The following is a 20786-nucleotide window of genomic DNA, read 5'->3' as shown; positions in this document are numbered from 1 at the left end:
ATCGGGGATCGGGTGTCGACGGCGCCCAGGATGGACGCATTCGCTCCTGTACAGGAGACCGGCCCGCGAGCCACGGATAACGAAAAATCAGGAAAACCGAAAAGTCGGCGTCAGGCGGTCACGTGCGGCTGGACGTGCGGGAGCAGCCGCAGGTGTCGGGGTCGGTCACCGGGATGGTGTACCGTCCGGCCTCGCGGAACAGGCCCGCCGCCGGGGTGGCGCCGGAGAGCGCGTCGGCCGCGAGGATGACGGCGGCGGCGGTGTACGCCGACTGCTCGTTCGGGAACGACCGCTCGTTGACGAACTGCCAGCCCGTCCAGTACGACCCGTTCTCGTGGCGCAGGTGCTGCATGTCCCGGTAGATGGTGAGAGCGCGCTCGGTGTCGCCGATCGCGTCCAAGGCGAGGGCCAGCTCGCAGGACTCCGCGCCCGTCACCCACGGCTGGTCCGACACGCAGCGGATGCCGAGCCCCGGGACGACGAAGGTGTCCCACTCCTCCTCCAGCCGCTCGCCCGCCTCCGCGCCGCGCACCGCGCCCCCGAGGATCGGGTAGTACCAGTCCATCGAGAACCGGCTCTTGTCCGCGAAGGCCTCCGGATGGGCGGCGAGCACGTGCCCGAGCCGGTCGGCCGCCAGCTCCCAGTCGGGCTGCGGCTCGCCGAGGTGCTCGCCGAGCAGCACGCCGCAGCGAAGCCCCTGGTAGATGGAGGAGCAGCACGTCAGCAGGGCGTACTCCGCCGGGACGCCCGCCGCGGACCGCTCCCAGACGATCTCACCGCGAGCCGTCTGGAGGTCGACGACGAAGTCGAGCGCCTTCCGCACGACCGGCCACATCGCGCGCGCGAAGTCCTCGTCGCGGGTGACCAGCAGCTCGTGCCACACTCCCACCGCGACGTACGCGGCGTGGTTGCTCTCGCCGTTCTTCTCGACCGCCTCGCCGCGCACGGTCTTCATCGGCCACGAGCCGTCGTCGCGCTGGTGCCGCACGAGCCAGTCGTAGCCCTTTCTGGCCTCGGCGGTGAGCCCGGCGACCGTCATGGCCATCAGGCACTCGACGTGGTTCCAGGCGTCGACGTGCCCCTCCGGCCACGGCACCCCGCCGTCGGCCTCCTGTACGGCGGCGATGCTCCGCGCCGTCTCGACGATCTGCTCCGCTGTGATGATCCCGGGTACGGCCGGGACGGCGGCCCGGCCCGCGCCGGTGGTCAAGCGGGCTTCCGGACGTAGACGACCACGCTCTTTCCGATGAGAGGGTTGAGCACGGCCTCCGCGATGCGGGTGGCCGCGGGGCGCTTCATGATGTCCCAGACGAGCAGCTCGTGGTAGGCCTTGGCCAGCGGGTGGTCGTCGTCGTTCACGCCGACCGCGCACTTGATCCACCAGTACGGCGAGTGCAGGCCGTGGGCGTGGTGGTGCGGGCCGACCTCAAGGCCGGTGGCCTTCAGCTTGGCGCTCAGCTCGGCGAGCGTGTAGATCCGCACGTGACCGCCGGGGGCCGTGTGGTACGCCTCCGACAGCGCCCAGCAGATGCGCTCGGGCAGGAAGCTCGGCACGGTGATCGCGGCCCGGCCACCCGGCTTGAGCACCCGGTGGATCTCGCGCATCGCCGCCATGTCGTCGGGGATGTGCTCCAGCACCTCGGCCGCGATCACGCGGTCGAAGGACGCGTCGGGGAAGGGCATGGCCAGCGCGTCGCCCGTCACGGTCTCGGCGGTCGCCTCCGGTGGCACCTCGCCGGCCTTGTCCATGGCGGCGAACATGCTCGCGACGCCCTCCAGCTCGGCCGCGTCCTGGTCGAACGCCACCACGTCGGCGCCGCGCCGCAGCACCTCGAACGCGTGGCGGCCACCGCCGCAGCCCAGGTCGAGCACGCGGACACCGGGCCCGACCGGGAGCTTCCCGAAGTCGACGGTCAGCACTTACCGCTCCCCTTTCGCCTTACCGCGGGCCTCGATGGCCTCGCGATATGCCTCGACTGTCCGCTTGGCGACGACGTGCCAGGTGTACCGCTCCATGACCCGGTCGTATCCGGCCCTGCCGACGCGCTCCCGCTCCTCGGGGGAGTCGTGCAGCCGGCGCAGCACCGAGGCGAGCTCCTCGGGGTCGCCGGGCGCCACCTGGACGGCCGCGTCGCCGACGACCTCGGGCAGCGCGCCCGTACGGCTGGCGACCAGCGGGGTACCGCAGGCCATGTGCTCGACGGCGGGGAGCGAGAAGCCCTCGTACAGCGACGGCACGACGGAGATCTCGGAGGTCGCGATGAGCTCGCCCAGCGCGTCGTCGGAGATGCCGTGGACGAACTTCACGCGGTCGCCGAGCGCCAGCTCCTGGACGAGCTTCTCGGTGGGGCCGCCCGGGGTGGGCTTGCTGACCACGGTCAGGTTCACGTCCCGCTCGGTGGCGAGCTTGGCGACGGCGCGCAGCAGCGTGGCGACGCCCTTCATGGGGGAGTCGGCGCTCGCCACGGCGACGATCGAGCCCTTGCGCTTCGGGAGGTGCGGGCGCGGGTGGAAGAAGCGGGTGTCGACGCCCAGCGGGATGAGCCGCATGTTGTTCTGCGGCACGTTGAAGTCGCGGTGGATGTCGGCGAGGCTCGACTCGCTCACCGTGAGGATCGGCTTCAGCCGGGGCGCGACGAGGCTCTGCATGCGCACGAAGCCGTACCAGCGGCGCATCGACAGTTGCTTGCGCAGCGGCGCGGCCTTCAGCTCGATGCGCCGGTCCACGCTGATGGGGTGGTGGATGGTGCCGACCACGGGGAAGAGCTTCTGGATGCCGAGCAGGCCGTACCCCAGCGTCTGGTTGTCCTGCACGACGTCGAAGTCGCCCTGACGCTTCTTCAGCTCGCGCAGCGCCCGCAGGCTGAAGGTCAGCGGCTCGGGGAACCCCGCAGTCCACATCGTGGCGACTTCCAGCACGTCGATCCAGTCGCGGTACTCGCCGAGGGACGGGGTGCGGAAGGGGTCCTCGTCGCGGTAGAGGTCGAGGCTCGGGATCTTGGTGAGCACCACGCCCTCGTCCAGCTCCGGGTACGGCGGTCCCGAGAAGACCTCGACGTAGTGCCCGAGGGCGACGAGTTCGCGGCTGACGTGGCGCAGGTAGACGCCCTGGCCGCCGCAGGTGGGCTTGCTCCGGTACGACAGCAGGGCGACCCGCAACCTGCCTTCGCCGCCCTGCCCGTGCTCTCGCGCGTCGTCTGGAACCTCCACGGACACCCCTTTCGAGAGCGGTGCTCGGTAGCCGCCCACAAGGGGCATGTACCGCGAAAGCTGATCTTAGGAGCGAACCTTACCATCTGGTAGTGGACACATCTCTAATATGGAATTGTGCCTCATATCACCCTCACGCACTGCGAACTGCGAAGTTAGACCAACCGAGCGTCACTCGGTAGAACGTGTTCTATGTCCGGCCGACGTAGCATCCTGGGCGTCCCATGGCGCTTGCCGGGGGGCATGGCGGTACATTCGCGTCTTACAGCTCAGAGTTCGGGCGAAGCAGTACAAGCGGCTGATCCCGAAGAACAAGGAGGACCCGTTGGCCAGGCGTGCGCTGATCACTGGCATCACCGGGCAGGACGGCTCCTACCTCGCCGAGCACCTGCTCGACCAGGGATACGACGTCTGGGGTCTGGTTCGCGGGCAGGCCAACCCCCGGGTCTCTCGCGTTCGCAGGCTGCTCCAGGACGTGAAGCTCGTCCGGGGCGATCTGCTCGACCAGGGGTCGCTGATCTCGGCTGTGGAACGTGTTCAGCCCGACGAGGTCTACAACCTGGGTGCCATCTCGTTCGTGCCCATGTCGTGGGAGCAGGCCGAGCTGACGGCCGAGGTGACCGGCATGGGCGTGCTGCGCATGCTGGAGGCGATCAGGGTCTGCTCCGGGATCACCTCCTCCCGGGCCTCCGCCTCCGGCCAGATCCGCTTTTATCAGGCTTCGTCCTCGGAGATGTTCGGCCAGGTGCGTGAGACGCCCCAGAACGAGCGCACGCCGTTCCACCCGCGCTCGCCGTACGGCGTGGCCAAGGCGTACGGGCACTTCCTCACGCAGAACTACCGCGAGTCCTACGGGATGTTCGCGGTCTCCGGCATCCTGTTCAACCACGAGTCGCCCCGGCGCGGCACCGAGTTCGTGACGCGCAAGGTGACGCTGGGCGTCGCGCGGATCAAGCTGGGCCTGGCCTCCGAGCTGCGGCTGGGCAACCTCGAAGCCCGCCGCGACTGGGGCTACGCCGGCGACTACGTCCAGGCCATGCGCCTGATGCTCCAGGCCGGGGCGCCCGAGGACTACGTCATCGGCACCGGTCACACGCAGTCGGTGCGCGAGCTGGTCGTCGCCGCCTTCGAGGCCGCCGGGCTCGACTGGGAGCGGTACGTGGTCGGCGACCAGGCCCTGCACCGCCCGGCCGAGGTCGACCTCCTGTGCGCCGACCCCAAGAAGGCACGGGTCCAGCTCGGCTGGGAACCGGCCGTGACGTTCGAGCAGCTCGTCGCCATGATGGTCGAGTCCGACCTCCGCCTCCTGTCCGACGGCAACGACCCGGAACAGGACACCTCCTGGTCCTGAGGCGTCAGGACGCTCCTGTCAGCCGATCCAGGCGCCTGTGGTGAAGTTGCCGACGTTGATGGCCATGACGGGGATCATGATGGCCATGCTCGTGTACCAGACCCATGGTCTCCGCACGCCGGCGACGCCGATGGCCACCCACAGGGGGAACCACGTCAGCGATCCCCGGCCGATCGACATGTAGAACGACGACAGGGTGAGGAACGACAGCACCTGCGGCGTGATGTAGGCCAGCTCGGGCCACCTGCGCCGCACCGCGAGGCAGACGGCCAGGGTCAGCAGCACGGCGGCCGAGATGATCTCCTCGTAGTAGGAGGTGGTCAGCGTGGCGACGTCGTCGGACATGTTCCAGGTGTTGAGGAACGCCTCCCACGGCCAGACGGCGTGCCTGCCCCAGAACTGGTCCTGCACGGTGTTGTAGGCCAGCCAGTCGCCCGTGCGCGTCCAGTGGTAGGTGACGTACAGGACCATCGGCACGCCCGGCAGGGCAAGCCAGGGGAGCCGCTGCCAGCCTTGGGGCGCCCTGCGGCCGTTCTCGGCCACCAGGAACATGACGAGCATGCCGAGCACCAGGAACAGGCCCGAGACGCGCACGCTGACGGCACCCGTCGCGCACAGGGCGGCGTCCTCCCAGCGGCCCCTGCGGGCGAGCAGCCACGCCGAGAGCGCGAGGGCCAGGAACAGCGCCTCGGAGTATCCCGAGTAGAGGAAGACGCCGAAGGGGCTGAGGAACAGCGCGGCCACGGCGAACTTCCCGCTGCCCGTGGCGTACGACTCGGCGAGCCGCGACAGCGCCACCGCGACCACCGCGCTGGCCACCAGGGAGATGAGCAGTGTCGCCACGCGGCCGTCGTGCACGACCGGCCGCAGGAGCCTGATCAGCAGTGCCATGCCGGGGAAGAACGCGGGCAGCTTGGCGCTGTCCTGCATGCCAGGGGGGCCGTCGTAGCCGTAGTCGGCGATGGCGATGAAGTTCTCGGCGTCCCAGCGGGTGAGCCGGTTGACGAAGGGGTCGGTCGTGCGGCCGGGTCCCGCCAGGTAGGTGTAGATCAGCACCCCGACGTGGGACAGGAACCAGATGAGCAGCGCCCGCTGGTCGGCGGCGTCGCTCAGGAACCGCGGCGACCACCACCGCACCCCACCACCCTCGTCCGGCTCATCTCGATGCTCCTCTGGGGCCGGCGCCGGTCGCTCTCCTAGTTCCTTCACGGGCAAATCCTGATATAGCCCTATATCGGTGGCAAGCGGTTGCCCACCGCGTGATGGCGCCGGCTTGGACGCGCCGCGAAACTTTCACACCGCCTCGGCACGCCGCGAAACTTTCACCCGCCTCAGCACGCCGCGGAACTGTCACACCGCCCCGGCACGCCGCGGGCCGCTCCCGCTGTCCGCGGTGGCGACCCGGGCGACGGACGGCTCAGCCGCCGTGGGCGCCGTGGAACGGGGTGGTGACGCCCTCGTAGGCCAGATGCAGGGCCATGCCCTGGTCGGCGTGGCTGAGGTTGTGGCAGTGGTTCATCCACATGCCGAGATTGTTCGCGCGGAACGCCACCTCCCAGACCTCGCCCGGCCGCACGTCGAAGGTGTCCAGCAGCAGGGGGCCACCCGTCGGCGCGTGGCCGTCGCGAGAGAGCACCAGCACCGTGTGGCCGTGCAGGTGCCAGGGATGGGTCTCGCGCCCCCGGTTGACGACCGTGACGCGCACCAGGTCCCCTTCCCGTACGAGCTGGGTTGGGATGGAGGGGAACGCGTGCCCGTTCACCGTGTGCGCGTATGCCGGCCGGCCGTTCGTGATGGCCAGGCCCTGGTCCAGCACGAGGGTGAAGCGGCGGTCGAACCGGCTGCCCGCGCCGAACGGCGTGGCGGCGGGCGTGCCATACGAAAGCGGGTCGAACTCCGGCCACCCCGAGGTGTCCTCGGTGGCGGACGCGGCGGGCGCCGGGGGAGCGCCGTCCGGGGTGAGGCGCAGAGTGCCCGCGCGGTCGTCGGCGCGCAGCACCGCCCCGGCCGTGGGCATGGGGAAGACGAGGTCGTAGCGTCCGCCGGCGGGCAGGCGCAGCGTCGTCCGGCTCAGCTCGCCCGGGCCGTTCAGGTCCCTGCCGTCGATCGCCGCCACCCTGTACGGCGTGCCGCTCAGGGTGAACTGGTGCGGGGTGTTGTCGGTGTTGACCAGGCGCAGCCGTACGGGCGCGCCGGGCGCCACCCGCTGCTCGAACGGCTGGTCGTGGTCGCCGAGCGCGATCTTCCCCGCGAACGTGTGCACGGGGACGGTGAGGTCGGCCCCCTCCTTGGCGGTCTCGCGGGGAGTGACGACGAGCATCCCGTAGAGGCCCATCTTGACTCCCCGGTCCGAGACCTCGTGCGTGTGGTACCAGTACGTCCCCACCTGGGTCGCGCGGAACCGGTACAGGAACTCCTGCCCGGGCATCACGGCGTCCTGCGTCAGGCCGGGGACCCCGTCCTCGCCCGAGGGCACGTCGTAGCCGTGCCAGTGCAGGGTGACGCCCGAGGTGACGTCGGCGTTGCGCAGCCGTACCTCGATGAGGTCGCCCTCGGCCGCGGTGATCGGCGGCCCGGGCACGCGGCCGTCGAAGGTCCAGGCCGCGACCTCGCGCCCGGAGGACAGGGTGATGGTCGCGGTGCGGGCGGTCAGCGTGAACCGGCGCACCTCCCCGCCCGCCGCAGGAGTGGACGGCCCGCGCAGCGCGGTCACCGGCTGACCGCTGCCCGCGTGGCCGCTGTCGGAAGCGCTGGAGGCACCGGTTCCCATGGCGCTGTGGGCGCCGGTGGAATGAGCCGCCATGGCGGCGTGGGCTCGCGTGGCGTGGGGTTCCATGGCCGCCTGGGGGCCGCCGCCGGTGTCGGTGGCCTCGGCGGGTACGAACACCAGGCCCGCGCCGGCCAGGCCCGTCGCGAGCGCCACGGCGGCGGTGACCCGGAGCCCGGGGACGGACGCCGAGACGGCCCGCCACGTCACCAGCACGGCCCCCGCGACCAGCGCCACGGTCACCAGACCGGTGCTCCACGTCGCCGGGTACCCCACCAGCAGCGTGACCGCCGGCCCCGCCATGGCCGCGTACCCCGCCCCCAGCAGCGGGACCACGACCGCCGCGTCCGACGACGACCCTCCCCGTGCGCGTACGGCCGCGACCAGGCGCGGCGCGGCGAGAACGCTCGCGGCGAGCACGGCGGCGACCAGCAGCGGCAGCGTGAGCGTGACCTTCTCCTGGACGAACCACCACCCGGCGGGGGCCAGCGCGAGGGCCGTCCCCGCTCGGGCCAGTGACGCCGCCACGGCGACGCAGAACAGCGCGAGCGCGAGCCCGGCGCGACGGGCGGCGGCCGCCGCGCCCGAGCCCAGCCACGCCACCGTGGCGGCCACCCCGGCGACGAGCTCGAGCGCGATCAGCCCCGCGACCGTCATCGCACGCGCGCGCTCTCGCCGGGAGCCGCCGTCAAGGAGCCCTTCGCGAAGAGCCGGGCCTGGCGGAGCACCATGCCGGACACGGCCATGACGGCGAGCCCGTTGATCGCGTGGAGCCCGAGGATGGCGAGGCTTCCCGGAGTCGTGTTGCCCGCGCCGTCGTCCAGCAGGCCGCCCACGGCGATGATCAGCACCTGGACCACGACCAGGCCGAGGGGAAGGATGGTCAGGCCGATCAGCCGGCCGGGCGCCCGCGACACGGCCGCGGCGACGGTGGCGAGCAGCGAGAGCACCGGGATGACCATCATGCCGGTCACGCTGTGCAAGGCGAAGGAGCTGTCCTCCTGTGGTTTGTCGAACGCGCCGACCGCGGCGAAGTAGAACTGCGCCACGACGGCGAGAAGCATGAGGCCGGCAAGGACGGCATAGACCCTGCGCACGGTTACCTCCATCGAATTGGGTGGTTACCGCGATGCTGGCCGAAACGGCCCGCCGGGTCGTCCGTCGTACAGCGTCATGTCTCGTACGCCCTGGGGAGTACAGCGCCGGGGAACGCCTAATCCAGCGGGCTCGGGGACGCCCGCCCCGTGGCGGACGACGGGCGCCGCGCCCGGGTCAGCGCTTGCGGCCGACGCCGGCGAGAACCCACATCTTGTCGGGGTCGACCTGCTTGGTGAGGTCAGGACGCCATTCGGGAGCGGTGACCAGACCGGGCTCCACGAGGTCGAAGCCGTCGAAGAAGCGCATCAGCTCGGCGCGGGAGCGGGCCACCCACGGCGCGCCGGCCCGGGTGGAGACCTCGACGAGCTCGGCGGTCTCCTCGGGGTGCGGATCGGGGGTCACGTGCGACAGGGCCAGGTAGCTCCCGGGCGCCATCAGGTCCTTGAGCCGTTCGACCACCTCGTAGGGCTTGTCGGCGTCGTGGACGAAGTGCAGCACGGCGACCAGGAGCACGGCCACGGGCCGGTCGAAGTCGATGAGCCTGCGCAGGTCGGGGTGGTCCAGGATGTGGTCGATCTCGCGCAGGTCGCCGCGTACGAAGGAGACGTTGCCGGTGGTGGCGACCAGCGCGTCGCCGTGCGCAACGACGATCGGGTCGTAGTCGACGTAGACGACGGCGGACTCCGGCGCGGTCTCGGCGACGACCTGGTGGACGTTCTGCTGGGTCGGCAGGCCCGAGCCGATGTCGAGGAACTGGCGGATGCCGGCCTCGGCGCTGAGGTAGCGGACCGCGCGGCCCAGGAACGCACGGTTCTGCCGGGCCATCAGCGGCATCTCGGGCGCGAGGGCGAAGACCTTCTCGGCGGCGGCCCGGTCGGCGGCGTAGTTGTCCTTGCCGCCGAGGGCGTAGTCGTAGATGCGCGCGGAACTCGGGGTGTTCGGGTCGACGCCTTCGGGTGCCGGACGCGAGCCTGACATCGTCTCTCCTCTGCCGCCGCCCACCCCCGATTTAAGAGGGAAATATAGGCTTATCGGCCTCTTGGCGATCTTAGCGGGCAGAGGCCGCCCGATCCGCCGCCGGGCGCGGGAGGGACGGCCGTCCCCGCGGACGTGCGCGGGGACGGCCACCGGATGCCGGCCTGGTCAGACCTCCACGGGGAGGGTCTTGATGCCGTTGATGAAGTTCGACCGCAGCCGCTTGGCCTCCCCGGCCTGGCGCAGGTTGGGCAGGCGCTGGGCGACGACCTCGAAGAGCACGCGCAGCTCCAGCTTGGCCAGGTGGTTGCCCAGGCAGAAGTGGGCGCCGCCGCCGCCGAACCCGATGTGCGGGTTGGGGTCGCGGCCGATGTCGAAGCTCGACGGCGCGTCGAACACGTCCTCGTCCCGGTTGGCCGAGGAGTAGAAGACGACGATCTTGTCACCTTCCTTGATCTGCTTGTCCCGGATCACGGTGTCGCGGGTCGCCGTGCGGCGGAACAGGTTGACCGGGGACACCCACCGGACGATCTCGTCGGCGGCCGTGCGCGCGAGGGAGCGGTCGCGTACCAGCCGCTCCCACTGCGCCGGGTTGTCGAAGAGGGTGAGCATGCCGCCGGAGGCCGCGTTGCGCGTGGTCTCGTTGCCCGCCACGACCAGAAGGAGCACGAAGAGGTCGAACTCGTCCTCGGTGAGCACCTCGCCGTTCTCGGCGGGCTGGATCAGCTTGGTGACGATGTCGTCGCGCGGCTGGTCACGGCGCTGCGCGGCGAGCTGGTTGGCGTACGCGTAGACCTCCGCGGCCGCCATCTGCCCTTCCTCCGGAGTCCCGGCGTAGTCGGGGTCCTCGCTGCCGATCATCCGGTTGGACCACTCGAAGATCTTGTTGCGGTCCTCGACGGGCGCTCCGAGGAGTTCGCAGATCACGTACAGCGGAAGGGGAGCGGCCACGTCGGTGACGAAGTCGACCGTGCCCTTGGCCGCGGCCTCGTCGATCAGGTTGTGGCAGATCTCCCTGATGTGCTCTTCCAGGGCGCCCATCTGGCGCGGCGTGAAGCCGCGGTTCACCAGCGACCGCCTGCGGGTGTGGTCGGGGGGATCCTGGTTCAGCATCATCAGCCGCTGGAGCTCGAGCTGCTCCTCGGGCATCTCGTTGAACAGGGCGAGCTTCTTGCTGGAGGAGAAGAGCTCGGAGTGGCGGGAGACGTGGACGACGTCCTCGTGCTTGGTGACCGCCCAGAATCCCGGCCAGCCGAGCTCCGGATCGCCCTTGTGCCAGAAGACGGGATCGTTGGCCCGCAGCCATTTCAACTGCTCGTGCGGGACACCGTCCCTCGCGTAGTGATCCTGGTCGACGAGGTTGATTTCCATATGACCACCTGAGGTTTCGATCAAACGCTTGGCCGAACCAGTTTCTGAAACGTGTTCTATTACGGGCGTGCGGGCACGTCAAGTCGCGCGGACGGCACTGATGCCCCGCCGCGCCGGACAGCGGAAAGTGTTCGTGCCGTCACTGTGCGAGCGTCATGAACATTCTACGGAAGGAAAAATAAGGATCGGATGAATGCAGCCGCCTGACCTCGACGGACTTGACGCTGGCCTATCTCCGCGTAGTCTTCTCTCTCAAGACATCCGATGAATTGAAGGAGACGCGTGAAGCTACTGCGAGTCGGACCACCCGGAGAGGAGCGTCCCGCGGTCCTGGACGACACCGGACGTCCGCGTGACCTGCGAAGCCTGCTCGGGCAGGAAGCCGACCTCGACGGGGCCTTCTTCGCTTCGGGGCAGATGGCACGCGTCGCCAACGCGTTGCTGAGGAACGAGTTGCCGCTCCTCCGCGAGGACACGGCCCCCGGTGCCCTCGGAGGGCGCATCGGGGCGCCGGTCGCGCGGCCGGGGAAGGTCGTCTGCATTGGACTCAACTACCGCGACCACGCCGAGGAGACCGGAGCGGACCTGCCCGCCGAGCCGATCATCTTCATGAAGGCGCCCAACACCGTCGTGGGGCCGAACGACGAGGTCCTGATCCCGCGTGGCAGTGTGAAGACCGACTGGGAGGTCGAGCTCGCGGTGGTCATCGGGAAGACCGCGCGTTACCTCGACTCCCACGAGGCGGCGCTCAGTTGCGTCGCGGGGTATGCCATCTCCAACGACGTCTCCGAGCGGGAGTTCCAGCTTGAGCGCGGCGGCCAGTGGGACAAGGGCAAGTCGTGCGAGACCTTCAACCCCCTCGGGCCCTGGCTCGTCACCGCGGACGAGGTGCCCGACCCGCAGAACCTCGGGCTCCGGCTCTGGGTCAACGGCGAGGCCCGCCAGAACGGCGGCACCAAGAACATGATCTTCGGCGTCGCCGAGGTCGTCCGCTACCTGAGCCAGTTCATGGTCCTTGAGCCCGGCGACGTGATCAACACCGGCACGCCCGCGGGTGTCGCGCTCGGGATGCCGGACCAGCCCTACCTCAGGAGCGGGGACGTGATGGAGCTGGAGATCGACGGCCTCGGCCGGCAGCGTCAGACCGTGGGACAGGCATGAGCGGCCCCCTGATCACCGCGCTGGAGACCCACGACATCCGGTTTCCCACCTCCAGGGAGCTGGACGGCTCAGACGCGATGAACCCCGACCCCGACTACTCCGCCGCGTACGTGGTCCTGCGGACCGACGCCGGCGTCGAGGGGCACGGGTTCGCGTTCACCATCGGCCGGGGCAACGACATCGAGACCACGGCGATCAAGGCCCTCGCGCCCTTCGTCGTGGGCAGGCGGCTCGACGACCTCGGCGCGCTCTACAAGGAGATGGTGGGCGACTCCCAGCTCCGCTGGCTCGGCCCGGAGAAGGGCGTCATGCACATGGCGATCTCCGCGGTCGTCAACGCGCTCTGGGACGCCAAGGCCAAGGTCGAGGGCAAGCCCCTGTGGCTGCTCCTGGGGGAGATGTCCCCCGAGGACCTCATCTCGCTGGTCGACTTCCGCTACCTCAGCGACGCGCTGACCCCCGAGGAGGCCCTCGACATCCTGCGGCGGGCCGAGCCCGGGCGGCAGGAGCGGATCAGCCGCCTCAGGGCCGAGGGCTACCCCGCGTACACCACCTCGCCGGGCTGGCTCGGGTACGACGACGACAAGCTGCGCCGCCTTTGCAAGGAGGCGATCGACGAGGGGTTCACCCAGATCAAGCTGAAGGTCGGCGCCGATCTGGAGGACGACAGGCGCAGGATGCGCATCGCGCGCGAGGTCTGCGGGCCCGAGTTCCGCATCGCCATCGACGCCAACCAGCGCTGGGACGTCGGCTCGGCCATCACGTGGGTCAACGCGCTCAAGGAGTTCGACCCGTACTGGGTCGAGGAGCCGACGAGCCCCGACGACGTGCTCGGCCACGCCACGATCGCGCGGGCGCTCGCGCCGATCAAGGTCGCGACCGGCGAGCACGTCCAGAACCGCGTGGTCTTCAAGCAGATGCTGCAGGCCGGCTCGCTCTCGATCGTCCAGCTCGACTCCGCCCGCGTGGGCGGTGTGAACGAGAACATCGCGATCCTGCTGCTCGCGGCCAAGTTCGGGAAGCCGGTCTGCCCGCACGCGGGCGGCGTCGGCCTGTGCGAGCTGGTGCAGCACCTGGCGATGTTCGACTACGTGGCGGTCAGCGGCAGCGCCGAGGACCGGGTGATCGAGTACGTCGACCACCTGCACGAGCACTTCGCCGACCCCGTCGTGATCGAGAACGGGCGCTACAAGGCTCCCCTGGCGCCCGGTTTCAGCGCCACGATCCGCCCGGAGTCGATCGCGGACTACACGTTTCCCGAAGGCCCCGTCTGGAACGTCGCCGAGACCGCCGCGCTTGAGTCGGCGTGAGGCAAGAGGAAGAGCCAGAGAAAGAGTTGGAGAAGTCAGATGAGTGAGTTCGGCGGACTCGCCGCGCTGGTCACCGGCGGCGGTTCCGGCATCGGCCTCGCGACGGCGACCATGCTCGCCGAGCGGGGCGCCCGGGTGGCCTGCCTGGACGTCAACCCGCCGGGCGACCCCTTCGTCGGCGTCAAGGCCGACGTCACCGACGACGCCGCGGTGCGCGCGGCGGTCGCCGACGCGGCGGAGCGCCTGGGCGGCATCGACATCCTGGTCAACAACGCCGGCATCGGCGCGGCGGGCACGGTCGAGGCGAACGCCGACGAGGAGTGGTTCCGCGTCCTCGACGTCAACCTCCTCGGCATCGTCAGGGTGACGCGGGCGGCGCTGCCGTACCTGCGGGCGTCCGAGCACGCGTCCGTGGTCAACACCTGCTCGATCGCGGCCACCGCCGGCCTGCCCAACCGCGCGCTCTACAGCGCGTCGAAGGGCGCCATCCTGTCGCTCACGCTGGCCATGGCGACCGACCACATCGCGGAGGGCATCCGGGTCAACTGCGTCAACCCGGGCACCGCCGACACCCCGTGGGTGCAGCGGTTGCTCGACGCCGCGCCCGATCCCGACGCCGAACGCCGGGCGCTGGAGCAGCGCCAGCCCATGGGGCGGCTCGTCAGCGCCGAGGAGGTGGCCGCCGCGATCACGTACCTGGCGAGCCCCCTCGCGAGCAGTACGACGGGCACCGCGCTGGCCGTCGACGGCGGCATGCACGGGCTACGCCCCCGCCCTAAGTCCTAGGCTTCTCAAGCCCAAGGCGCCGGGGACACCACCGGCGGCTCAACAGATGAGAAAGACCAGGCCGCTTCCCAGGGGCGGCCCGCACCCCCCAACTCCCCGTTGAATTGAGGCGACAAGTGAAAATACGATCGTCAGCCACCTGCGTGGCCCTGTTCGCGGTCACCATGACGCTGTCGGCATGCGGGTCCGCGGACCCGGCGACCCCCGCGGCCTCGGCCGGGGGCGGCTCCTCCGCCCCCGCCGGTGGCAAGGTCGGCGTCGACTTCCCCCGCGCGGACTCCGACTTCTGGAACTCCTACAACAAGTACGTGCCCAAGCTGGCGAGCGAGCTCGGCCTGGACCTGATGCCGCCCACCAACTCCCAGAACGACGTCTCAAAGCTGGTGTCCAACACCCAGGCGCTGGTCAGCCAGGGCGCGAAGGCCATCGTCATGGCCCCGCAGGACACCGGGGCGATCGCCACCACGCTCGACCAGCTCGCGAGCAAGAAGATCCCCGTCGTCACCGTGGACACCCGGCCCGACAAGGGCGAGACGTACATGGTCGTCCGCGCCGACAACCGCGCGTACGGCGAGAAGGCCTGCAAGTTCCTCGGCGAGCAGCTGAAGGGCAAGGGCAAGGTCGTGGAGTTCCAGGGGTCGCTGTCATCGGTCAACGGCCGTGACCGCTCCGAGGCGTTCGCCGAGTGCATGAAGACGAACTACCCGGGCATCACGGTCTTCGCCGAGCCGACCGAGTGGGAGGGCGCCAAGGCCTCCGCCGCGCTGCAGACCCGCCTCACGCAGCACCCCGACATCAACGGCATCTACATGCAGGCCGGCGGCGTGTTCCTCGCCCCGACCCTGCAGCTGCTGAAGTCCAAGAACCTCCTGGTGCCGCCGACCGACCCCAAGCACATCTTCATCATCTCCAACGACGGCATCCCGCAGGAGTTCCAGGCCATCCGGGACGGCCAGATCGACGCCACGGTCTCCCAGCCCGCCGACCTGTACGCCAAGTGGGCGCTCTCGTACGCCAAGGCGGCGCTCGAAGGCAAGACCTTCGCCCCCGGCAAGACCGACCACGACAGCACGATCGTCGACGTGGGCGGCGGCCGCCTTGAGGACCAGCTCCCCGCGCCGCTGGTCACCAAGGAGAACGTCGACGACCCCAACCTCTGGGGCAACCAGGTCAAGTGATGCCGGAATCCACCACCCCGGCCGTCGAGGCCCGGAGCGTCACCAAGCGCTTCGGGCCGACGACGGCGCTCGACGACGCGGGGATCGTCATCGGCGAGGGCGAGACCCACGCGCTGGTCGGCCGCAACGGGGCCGGCAAGTCGACGCTGGTCTCGATCCTCACCGGCCTCCAGCGCCCGGACCAGGGCGAGGTGCTCTTCGCGGGCCGCCCCGCCCCCTCGATCGCGGACCGTGACGGCTGGCGCGGCCAGGTCGCCTGCGTCTACCAGAAGTCCACGATCATCCCCACGCTCACCGTCGCGGAGAACCTCTTCCTCAACCGCCAGTCGACCCGCGGCCCGATCAACTGGCGCTCGCTGCGGGCCCGCGCCCGCGACCTGCTCGACCAGTACGGCGTGGACGTCGACGCCGGCCGCCTCGCGGGCGACCTCGACGTCGAGCAGCGCCAGCTCCTGGAGATCGCCAGGGCGCTGTCGTTCGGCGCGCGGTTCATCATCCTGGACGAGCCGACCGCGCGGCTCGACGGCCCGGCCATCGAGCGGCTCTTCGTCCGGATGCGGGCGCTGCGGTCCCAGGGCGTGACGATGATGTTCATCTCGCACCACCTGGAGGAGGTGTACGAGGTGTGCCAGGCGGTCACGGTGTTCCGCGACGCCCGGCACATCCTCACCAGCGCGGTCGGCGAGCTTCCGCACGACGAGCTGGTCTCGGCGATGACGGGCGAGGCCGCCGCGGGCTACCAGGCCCGCTCCCGCAAGGCCGACGCCAGGGCGAAGGTCGTGCTCGGTGCGGAGAAGCTGACGCTCGCCGGCCGCTACCAGGACGTGGACCTCGCCGTCCGCGCCGGGGAGATCGTCGGGCTCGCCGGTTCCGGCAGCAGCGGCAAGATCGGCCTCGCGGAGACGCTGGTCGGCCTGCACGCCGCCGACAGCGGCAAGGTGACGGTCAACGGGGGCAGTCCCCGACCCGGGGACGTCACCTCGGCGCTGCGCGCGGGCCTCGGCTTCGTTCCCGAGGATCGGCACAAGGAGGGCTTCGTGCCACTGCTCTCCATCGCCGAGAACGCGACCCTCCCCATCGCCCACAAGCTGGGGCGCTTCGGGGCGGTGTCCCCGGCCTTGCGGAGGGCGAGGGCCGAGCGCATGATCGAGGACCTGGACATCAAGACCACCGGCCCGTCCCAGCCCGTCGGGGACCTGTCCGGCGGGAACGCGCAGAAGGTCGTCATGGCGCGCGCGCTCGCGGACGACCCGAAGGCGCTCGTCGTGATCAACCCGACCTCGGGAGTGGACGTGCGGGCGAAGCAGGCGCTGCTCGGTGCCGTCGAGGACGCCGCGGAACGCGGAGCCGGGGCCGTGCTGGTCTCCGACGAGCTGGACGACCTGCGCATCTGCGACAGGGTCGTGGTGATGTTCCATGGCCGGGTCGTCAAGGAAGTGTCACGAGGCTGGGCGGACGCCGAGCTCGTGGCGGTCATGGAAGGTGTCGACGCACGATGACTGAAACGACCGTGACCTCTCCCGGCACTCCGGGCGGCTCTCCCGGCTCTCCGGGCAAGACGCGTTCGGGACCGTCCGGCCTGCGGATCGCACGGTTCCGCGACCTCGCCCTGGTCCCGGCCATCCTGCTGCTGATGGTCGTGGGCGCGCTGCTCGAACCGGCGTTCCTCAGCGGAGACAACCTGACCAACGTGCTCCAGCAGCAGACCGAGCTGTCCCTGCTGGTGCTGGCGGAGGCGATGATCCTCATCGCCGGGAAGTTCGACCTGTCGCTGGAGTCCACTGTGGGGCTCGCCCCCGCGCTGGGCGTCGGCCTGGTCATCCCGGCGGCCTCCAACGGCCTCGGCACCGACTGGCCGTCCGCCCTCGGGATCCCCATCTGCCTGCTGATCGGCGTGATCATCGGAGCCTTCAACGGGCTGCTGATCCTGCGGTTCAAGCTGTCGGCGTTCATCGTGACGCTGGGCATGCTGATCGTGCTGCGCGGCCTGCAGATCGGCTTCACCGGCGGCCAGAACCTGTTCGCGCTGCCCGAATCGTTCCTTTATCTGGGCAACGCGCGCTGGCTCGGGCTTCCGGCGTCGATCTGGATCTGCGGGGTCGCCTACATCGCCGGCATCGTGACGCTCGGATACTTCCGGCACGGCCGGTCGATCTACGCCATCGGCGGCAACGTCGACGCCGCCCGCGCGGCGGGCGTACGTACCGACCGGGTGGTCTGGGCGGTGTTCATGATCGGCGGGCTGCTCGCGGCCCTGTCCGGCCTGCTGATGACCGGCCGGCTCGGCTCGGTGGCGGCGGCCCAGGGCGACGGCATGATCTTCACGGTGTTCGCCGCGGCGGTCATCGGCGGGGTCAGCCTCGACGGCGGCAAGGGCACGCTGTTCGGCGCGCTCTGCGGCGTGCTGGTGCTCGGCCTGATCAACAACATCCTCACGCTGGCCGGCGTCTCGGCCCAGTGGATCCAGGCCATCTACGGAGGAATCATCCTCATCGCGCTGATGCTGGCCCGGGTCACCAGCGGAAAGGCGCAAGACTAGGTGAGCACGGCCACACGTACCAGGACGCGAGGCACCCCGTGACCCAGCGCATCGCCCTGCGCACCCGGCTCAGACCGGGCGCCGAGGAGACCTACGACAGGGAGCACGCGGCCATCCCGGCCGAGCTGGAGGCCGAGATGCGCGAGGCCGGGGTGCGTTCGTGGAAGATCTGGCGGGACGGTCTCGACCTGTTCCACTATGTCGAGGTGGACGACTACGCCGCGCTCCAGGCCAGGCTGGCGGGCAGCGCGGCGAACCAGGCGTGGCAGCTCCAGATGAACCGCCTGCTCGACGGCGACTTCGACCCGTCCAGCACGGGGCTGCGCATGGTCTGGGAGATGTAGATGACGCCTGTGGACGCGACGACGAAGGAGACGTGAGTGGAGAACGGGATCGTGGGCCGGGGCGCGCGGGTGACCACGTTCGGGTTCGGCGCCGCGCCGATCGGCAACCTGTTCTCGGCGATCAGCGACGAGCAGGCAGGGGAGGCGATCGAGGCGGCCTGGGCCGCCGGGGTCCGCTACTTCGACACCGCTCCGCACTACGGGCTCGGGCTCTCCGAGCGCCGTCTCGGCGCCGCGCTCCGCGGCCGGCCGCGTGACTCGTACACGCTGTCCACCAAGGTGGGCAGGCTGCTGGTGCCGTCATCGGCCGGCGGGCGCGACGACCAGGGCTTCGACGTGCCCGCGGACCACCGCAGGGTCTGGGACTTCTCCCGCGACGGGGTGCGCCGCTCGATCGGCGAGAGCCTCGAACGCCTCGGGCACGACTCGGTCGACATCGTCCTGATCCACGACCCCGACGACCACTGGGCGCAGGCGGCAGGCGAGGCCTACCCTGCGCTCGCCGAGCTGCGCGACGAGGGCGTGATCAAGGCGGTCGGGGTCGGCATGAACCAATGGCAGATGCCGGCGCGCTTCGTCAGGGAGACCGACCTCGACCTGGTCATGCTCGCCGGGCGCTACACCCTGCTCGACCAGTCGGGCGCGGACGAGCTGCTGCCGCTCTGCGAGGCGCGCGGCGTCGCGGTGTTCGCGGCCGGGGTGTTCAACAGCGGGCTCCTCGCCACGCACGACGCGACCGGCACGTACAACTACGGGCCCGCGCCGGCCGCCCTGGTCGAGCGCACACGGCGCATCGCCGCCGTCTGCGAGCAGTACGGCGTGACGCTCCCGCACGCGGCCCTGGCCTTCCCCTCGCGGCACCCTGCCGTGACCTCCGTGGTCGCCGGCGCCAGGTCCGCCGGGGAGGTCGAGCGCAACGCCGCCCTCGCCGCGGCCCCGGTGCCCGGCGAGCTGTGGACCGCGCTCGCCGGGGAGTCCCTGATCACCGACCCGACCATGGAGAGCCGGCGATGATCGACGCGCACCACCACCTGTGGGACACCACACGCCGGCATTACCCCTGGATGGCGGGGGAGGCGCTCGCGCCGCTGCGCAGGCCGTACGGCATCGACGACCTGCGGCGGGAGACCGCGGCGGCGGGCGTCGAGCGCACGGTGCTGGTGCAGACGGTGGCCGCGGTCGAGGAGACCGAGGAGTTCCTGGCGACCGCGGCCGCGTCGGACGGGCTCATCGCCGGGGTCGTCGGATGGGTCGATCTCACCGACCCCGGAGTCGCGGACGTACTCATGCGGCTGCGCACCGGCCCGGGCGGCGAGCTGCTGGTCGGCGTGCGGCACCCGGTGCAGGACGAGGAGGACCCCGCGTGGCTCGCTCGCCCGGACGTGCGGCACGGCATCCGCGCGGTGGGGCAGGCGGGGCTCGCGTACGACCTGCTCGTGCTCACGCCGCAGCTCCCCGCGGCCAGAGACGTCGTCCGTGACCTGCCGGGCGTCCGGTTCGTGCTCGACCACGCGGCCAAGCCCCCGATCGCGTCGGGCGTCACCGAGCCGTGGGCGAGCGAGATCAAGGCCCTGGCCGAGTCGCCCAACGTGACGTGCAAGCTCTCGGGCCTGGTGACCGAGGCCACCTGGACCGACTGGGACGCCCCCCGCATCGCCCCGTACGCCGACCATGTCCTGTCGTGCTTCGGCGCCGACCGCGTGATGTTCGGCTCCGACTGGCCCGTCTGCGAACTCGCCGCCACCTACACCCAGGTCACCGACCTCGCCCACCACCTCACCACCAACCTGACGAGGTCAGAACACACCCAACTCTTCACCACCACGGCCAGGACGGTGTACGAGCTGCCGGCCTGATTTCGGTTGTCCGCAGCAAAGTGACACCACCCTTTGTCCGCATTTAACGGCGTAAATGTCATTGAGCCCATATTGGGCATAGATTGCAAGCTCTTAGTGTGACACCGGTCGAAATTATCCCCTTGCCGGGTATATCGAAAAAGTTGAATCGAAAGACCGATCCGGGCAAGGCAAGGGGGATGTCGTTATGGCGGTGCTCACGGGTGCGGTGGCGATGCTGCTGCCGTTGACGTTGATGAGTACAGGTCCCGTCGACACGAGGCCGGCTGCGGAGCCGGTGCGTAATAGTCAGGAGCCGGTGCTGGCGCTTGGGCGGTTCGCGGCTTATGGGGCTGGGCAGGTGGCGGTCACTTATGACGCGAAACTCGTTCCCACCGGTGCCGCCGCGGCCGTGGCGTACGTGCCGGCGGGCGACGCGCTCGCGTACGTGCAGCTGAAGGCGCACGGCCTTCTGCCCAACCGGAAGTACGGCGCGCACGTGCACAACAACAAGTGCGGGGCGAAGGGCGAGGACGCGGGGCCGCACTACCAGCACACGCAGGATCCCGTCACGCCCTCCACCGACCCGAAGTACGCGAACGCGCGCAACGAGATCTGGCTGGACTTCACGACCGACGCCCAGGGCAACGCGTTCTCGCATTCCGCCATGGACCGGAAGTTCACCGACCGGCACCCGCACTCGGTGGTGATCCATACCGAGCACACCCACACCGGACCCGGTCACGCGGGCCAGGCGGGGGCACGCCTCGCCTGCATCGACGTCGACTTCTGAGATCGCCTTCCATGGCAGGTGAGCGTGCGGCCGGGACCGCCCGGCCGCATCTCGGCATGACGGCCCGG

Annotated in this window: 19 protein-coding genes; 11 read left to right on the top strand and 8 right to left on the bottom strand. The window is 70.3% G+C overall.

What is annotated here, in order from left to right:
- Nucleotides 1–118 precede the first annotated feature (118 nt).
- From OG589_RS30530 to OG589_RS30520, 3 genes are read right to left on the bottom strand one after another with little or no spacing between them, the layout of a single operon-like run.
- On the bottom strand, nucleotides 119–1210 hold the full coding sequence (locus tag OG589_RS30530; RefSeq protein ID WP_405141351.1) for a prenyltransferase: 1092 nt from the start codon (nucleotides 1208–1210) through the stop codon (nucleotides 119–121).
- Nucleotides 1207–1920 (bottom strand): methyltransferase domain-containing protein, encoded by a 714-nt coding sequence (locus OG589_RS30525; protein WP_363912062.1) that lies wholly within the window; start codon nucleotides 1918–1920, stop codon nucleotides 1207–1209. Before OG589_RS30525 ends, OG589_RS30530 begins: the two co-directional genes overlap by 4 nt.
- Nucleotides 1921–3210 (bottom strand): glycosyltransferase family 4 protein, encoded by a 1290-nt coding sequence (locus OG589_RS30520; protein ID WP_405141349.1) that lies wholly within the window; start codon nucleotides 3208–3210, stop codon nucleotides 1921–1923.
- A 325-nt stretch (nucleotides 3211–3535) separates the two neighbouring features.
- Here OG589_RS30520 and OG589_RS30515 point away from each other — a divergent pair, with 325 nt between their 5' ends.
- On the top strand, nucleotides 3536–4561 hold the full coding sequence (locus OG589_RS30515; RefSeq protein ID WP_405141347.1) for a GDP-mannose 4,6-dehydratase: 1026 nt from the start codon (nucleotides 3536–3538) through the stop codon (nucleotides 4559–4561).
- A gap of 18 nt (nucleotides 4562–4579) precedes the next feature.
- On the opposite strand, the gene OG589_RS30510 is transcribed toward OG589_RS30515, so the two are convergent.
- From OG589_RS30510 to OG589_RS30490, 5 genes are all read right to left on the bottom strand, one after another.
- A complete protein-coding gene (locus OG589_RS30510) occupies nucleotides 4580–5770 on the bottom strand; it encodes a mannosyltransferase family protein (protein ID WP_405141345.1) in 1191 nt (396 codons plus the stop codon).
- Between the two features lie 208 nt (nucleotides 5771–5978).
- Nucleotides 5979–7985 carry a multicopper oxidase family protein gene (locus OG589_RS30505; protein WP_405141343.1) on the bottom strand — a complete coding sequence of 669 codons (2007 nt, stop codon included), beginning with the start codon at nucleotides 7983–7985 and terminating at the stop codon, nucleotides 5979–5981.
- Entirely contained in the window at nucleotides 7982–8425 is a 444-nt protein-coding gene (locus OG589_RS30500; protein WP_405141341.1) for a DUF6220 domain-containing protein, read from the bottom strand. The genes OG589_RS30505 and OG589_RS30500 overlap by 4 nt, the downstream gene beginning before the upstream one ends.
- A gap of 175 nt (nucleotides 8426–8600) precedes the next feature.
- Complete coding sequence (locus OG589_RS30495) at nucleotides 8601–9404, bottom strand: SAM-dependent methyltransferase (protein ID WP_405141339.1); 804 nt, start codon at nucleotides 9402–9404, stop codon at nucleotides 8601–8603.
- Nucleotides 9405–9569: 165 nt separating this feature from the next.
- Nucleotides 9570–10772, bottom strand: a complete 1203-nt coding sequence (locus OG589_RS30490; RefSeq protein WP_405141337.1) for a cytochrome P450 — start codon at nucleotides 10770–10772, stop codon at nucleotides 9570–9572.
- 282 nt (nucleotides 10773–11054) lie between these two features.
- On the opposite strand from OG589_RS30490, the gene OG589_RS30485 reads away from it, so the two are divergent.
- From OG589_RS30485 to OG589_RS30440, 10 genes are all read left to right on the top strand, one after another.
- Complete coding sequence (locus OG589_RS30485) at nucleotides 11055–11933, top strand: fumarylacetoacetate hydrolase family protein (protein WP_405141336.1); 879 nt, start codon at nucleotides 11055–11057, stop codon at nucleotides 11931–11933.
- Entirely contained in the window at nucleotides 11930–13243 is a 1314-nt protein-coding gene (locus tag OG589_RS30480) for an L-fuconate dehydratase (RefSeq protein ID WP_405141335.1), read from the top strand. Before OG589_RS30485 ends, OG589_RS30480 begins: the two co-directional genes overlap by 4 nt.
- A 39-nt stretch (nucleotides 13244–13282) precedes the next feature.
- Nucleotides 13283–14029: an SDR family NAD(P)-dependent oxidoreductase gene (locus OG589_RS30475; RefSeq protein ID WP_405141333.1), complete on the top strand. Its 747-nt coding sequence runs from the start codon at nucleotides 13283–13285 to the stop codon at nucleotides 14027–14029.
- 143 nt (nucleotides 14030–14172) lie between these two features.
- Complete coding sequence (locus OG589_RS30470; RefSeq protein WP_405141331.1) at nucleotides 14173–15207, top strand: sugar ABC transporter substrate-binding protein; 1035 nt, start codon at nucleotides 14173–14175, stop codon at nucleotides 15205–15207.
- Entirely contained in the window at nucleotides 15207–16706 is a 1500-nt protein-coding gene (locus OG589_RS30465; RefSeq protein WP_405141330.1) for a sugar ABC transporter ATP-binding protein, read from the top strand. The genes OG589_RS30470 and OG589_RS30465 overlap by 1 nt, the downstream gene beginning before the upstream one ends.
- Nucleotides 16703–17746 carry an ABC transporter permease gene (locus tag OG589_RS30460; RefSeq protein ID WP_405141328.1) on the top strand — a complete coding sequence of 348 codons (1044 nt, stop codon included), beginning with the start codon at nucleotides 16703–16705 and terminating at the stop codon, nucleotides 17744–17746. Before OG589_RS30465 ends, OG589_RS30460 begins: the two co-directional genes overlap by 4 nt.
- A 38-nt stretch (nucleotides 17747–17784) precedes the next feature.
- Nucleotides 17785–18090 carry an L-rhamnose mutarotase gene (locus OG589_RS30455; RefSeq protein ID WP_405141327.1) on the top strand — a complete coding sequence of 102 codons (306 nt, stop codon included), beginning with the start codon at nucleotides 17785–17787 and terminating at the stop codon, nucleotides 18088–18090.
- A 36-nt stretch (nucleotides 18091–18126) separates the two neighbouring features.
- The gene (locus OG589_RS30450; protein WP_405141326.1) at nucleotides 18127–19104 is read left to right on the top strand and encodes an aldo/keto reductase; all 978 of its coding nucleotides are present in this window, start codon (nucleotides 18127–18129) and stop codon (nucleotides 19102–19104) included.
- Nucleotides 19101–19946, top strand: coding sequence for an amidohydrolase family protein (locus OG589_RS30445; protein WP_405141325.1), 846 nt, complete (start codon nucleotides 19101–19103; stop codon nucleotides 19944–19946). Before OG589_RS30450 ends, OG589_RS30445 begins: the two co-directional genes overlap by 4 nt.
- Nucleotides 19947–20133: 187 nt before the next feature.
- A complete protein-coding gene (locus OG589_RS30440) occupies nucleotides 20134–20718 on the top strand; it encodes a superoxide dismutase family protein (RefSeq protein WP_405141324.1) in 585 nt (194 codons plus the stop codon).
- The last annotated feature ends 68 nt before the right edge of the window (nucleotides 20719–20786 follow it).

Source organism: Sphaerisporangium sp. NBC_01403 (assembly GCF_045040145.1).
GTDB lineage: Bacteria > Actinomycetota > Actinomycetes > Streptosporangiales > Streptosporangiaceae > Sphaerisporangium > Sphaerisporangium viridialbum.
Note: the sequence above shows the minus strand (reverse complement) of the source record. Positions and strands in the feature narration are given on the sequence as shown.

Excerpts from the sequence above, each read along its gene's own strand:
- OG589_RS30505 (WP_405141343.1), bottom strand. The coding sequence starts at position 7,985 with ATGACGGTCGCGGGGCTGATCGCGCTCGAGCTCGTCGCCGGGGTGGCC.
- OG589_RS30495 (WP_405141339.1), bottom strand. The coding sequence starts at position 9,404 with ATGTCAGGCTCGCGTCCGGCACCCGAAGGCGTCGACCCGAACACCCCG.
- OG589_RS30490 (WP_405141337.1), bottom strand. The coding sequence starts at position 10,772 with ATGGAAATCAACCTCGTCGACCAGGATCACTACGCGAGGGACGGTGTC.
- OG589_RS30480 (WP_405141335.1), top strand. The coding sequence starts at position 11,930 with ATGAGCGGCCCCCTGATCACCGCGCTGGAGACCCACGACATCCGGTTT.
- OG589_RS30475 (WP_405141333.1), top strand. The coding sequence starts at position 13,283 with ATGAGTGAGTTCGGCGGACTCGCCGCGCTGGTCACCGGCGGCGGTTCC.
- OG589_RS30465 (WP_405141330.1), top strand. The coding sequence starts at position 15,207 with ATGCCGGAATCCACCACCCCGGCCGTCGAGGCCCGGAGCGTCACCAAG.
- OG589_RS30460 (WP_405141328.1), top strand. The coding sequence starts at position 16,703 with ATGACTGAAACGACCGTGACCTCTCCCGGCACTCCGGGCGGCTCTCCC.
- OG589_RS30445 (WP_405141325.1), top strand. The coding sequence starts at position 19,101 with ATGATCGACGCGCACCACCACCTGTGGGACACCACACGCCGGCATTAC.
- OG589_RS30440 (WP_405141324.1), top strand. The coding sequence starts at position 20,134 with ATGGCGGTGCTCACGGGTGCGGTGGCGATGCTGCTGCCGTTGACGTTG.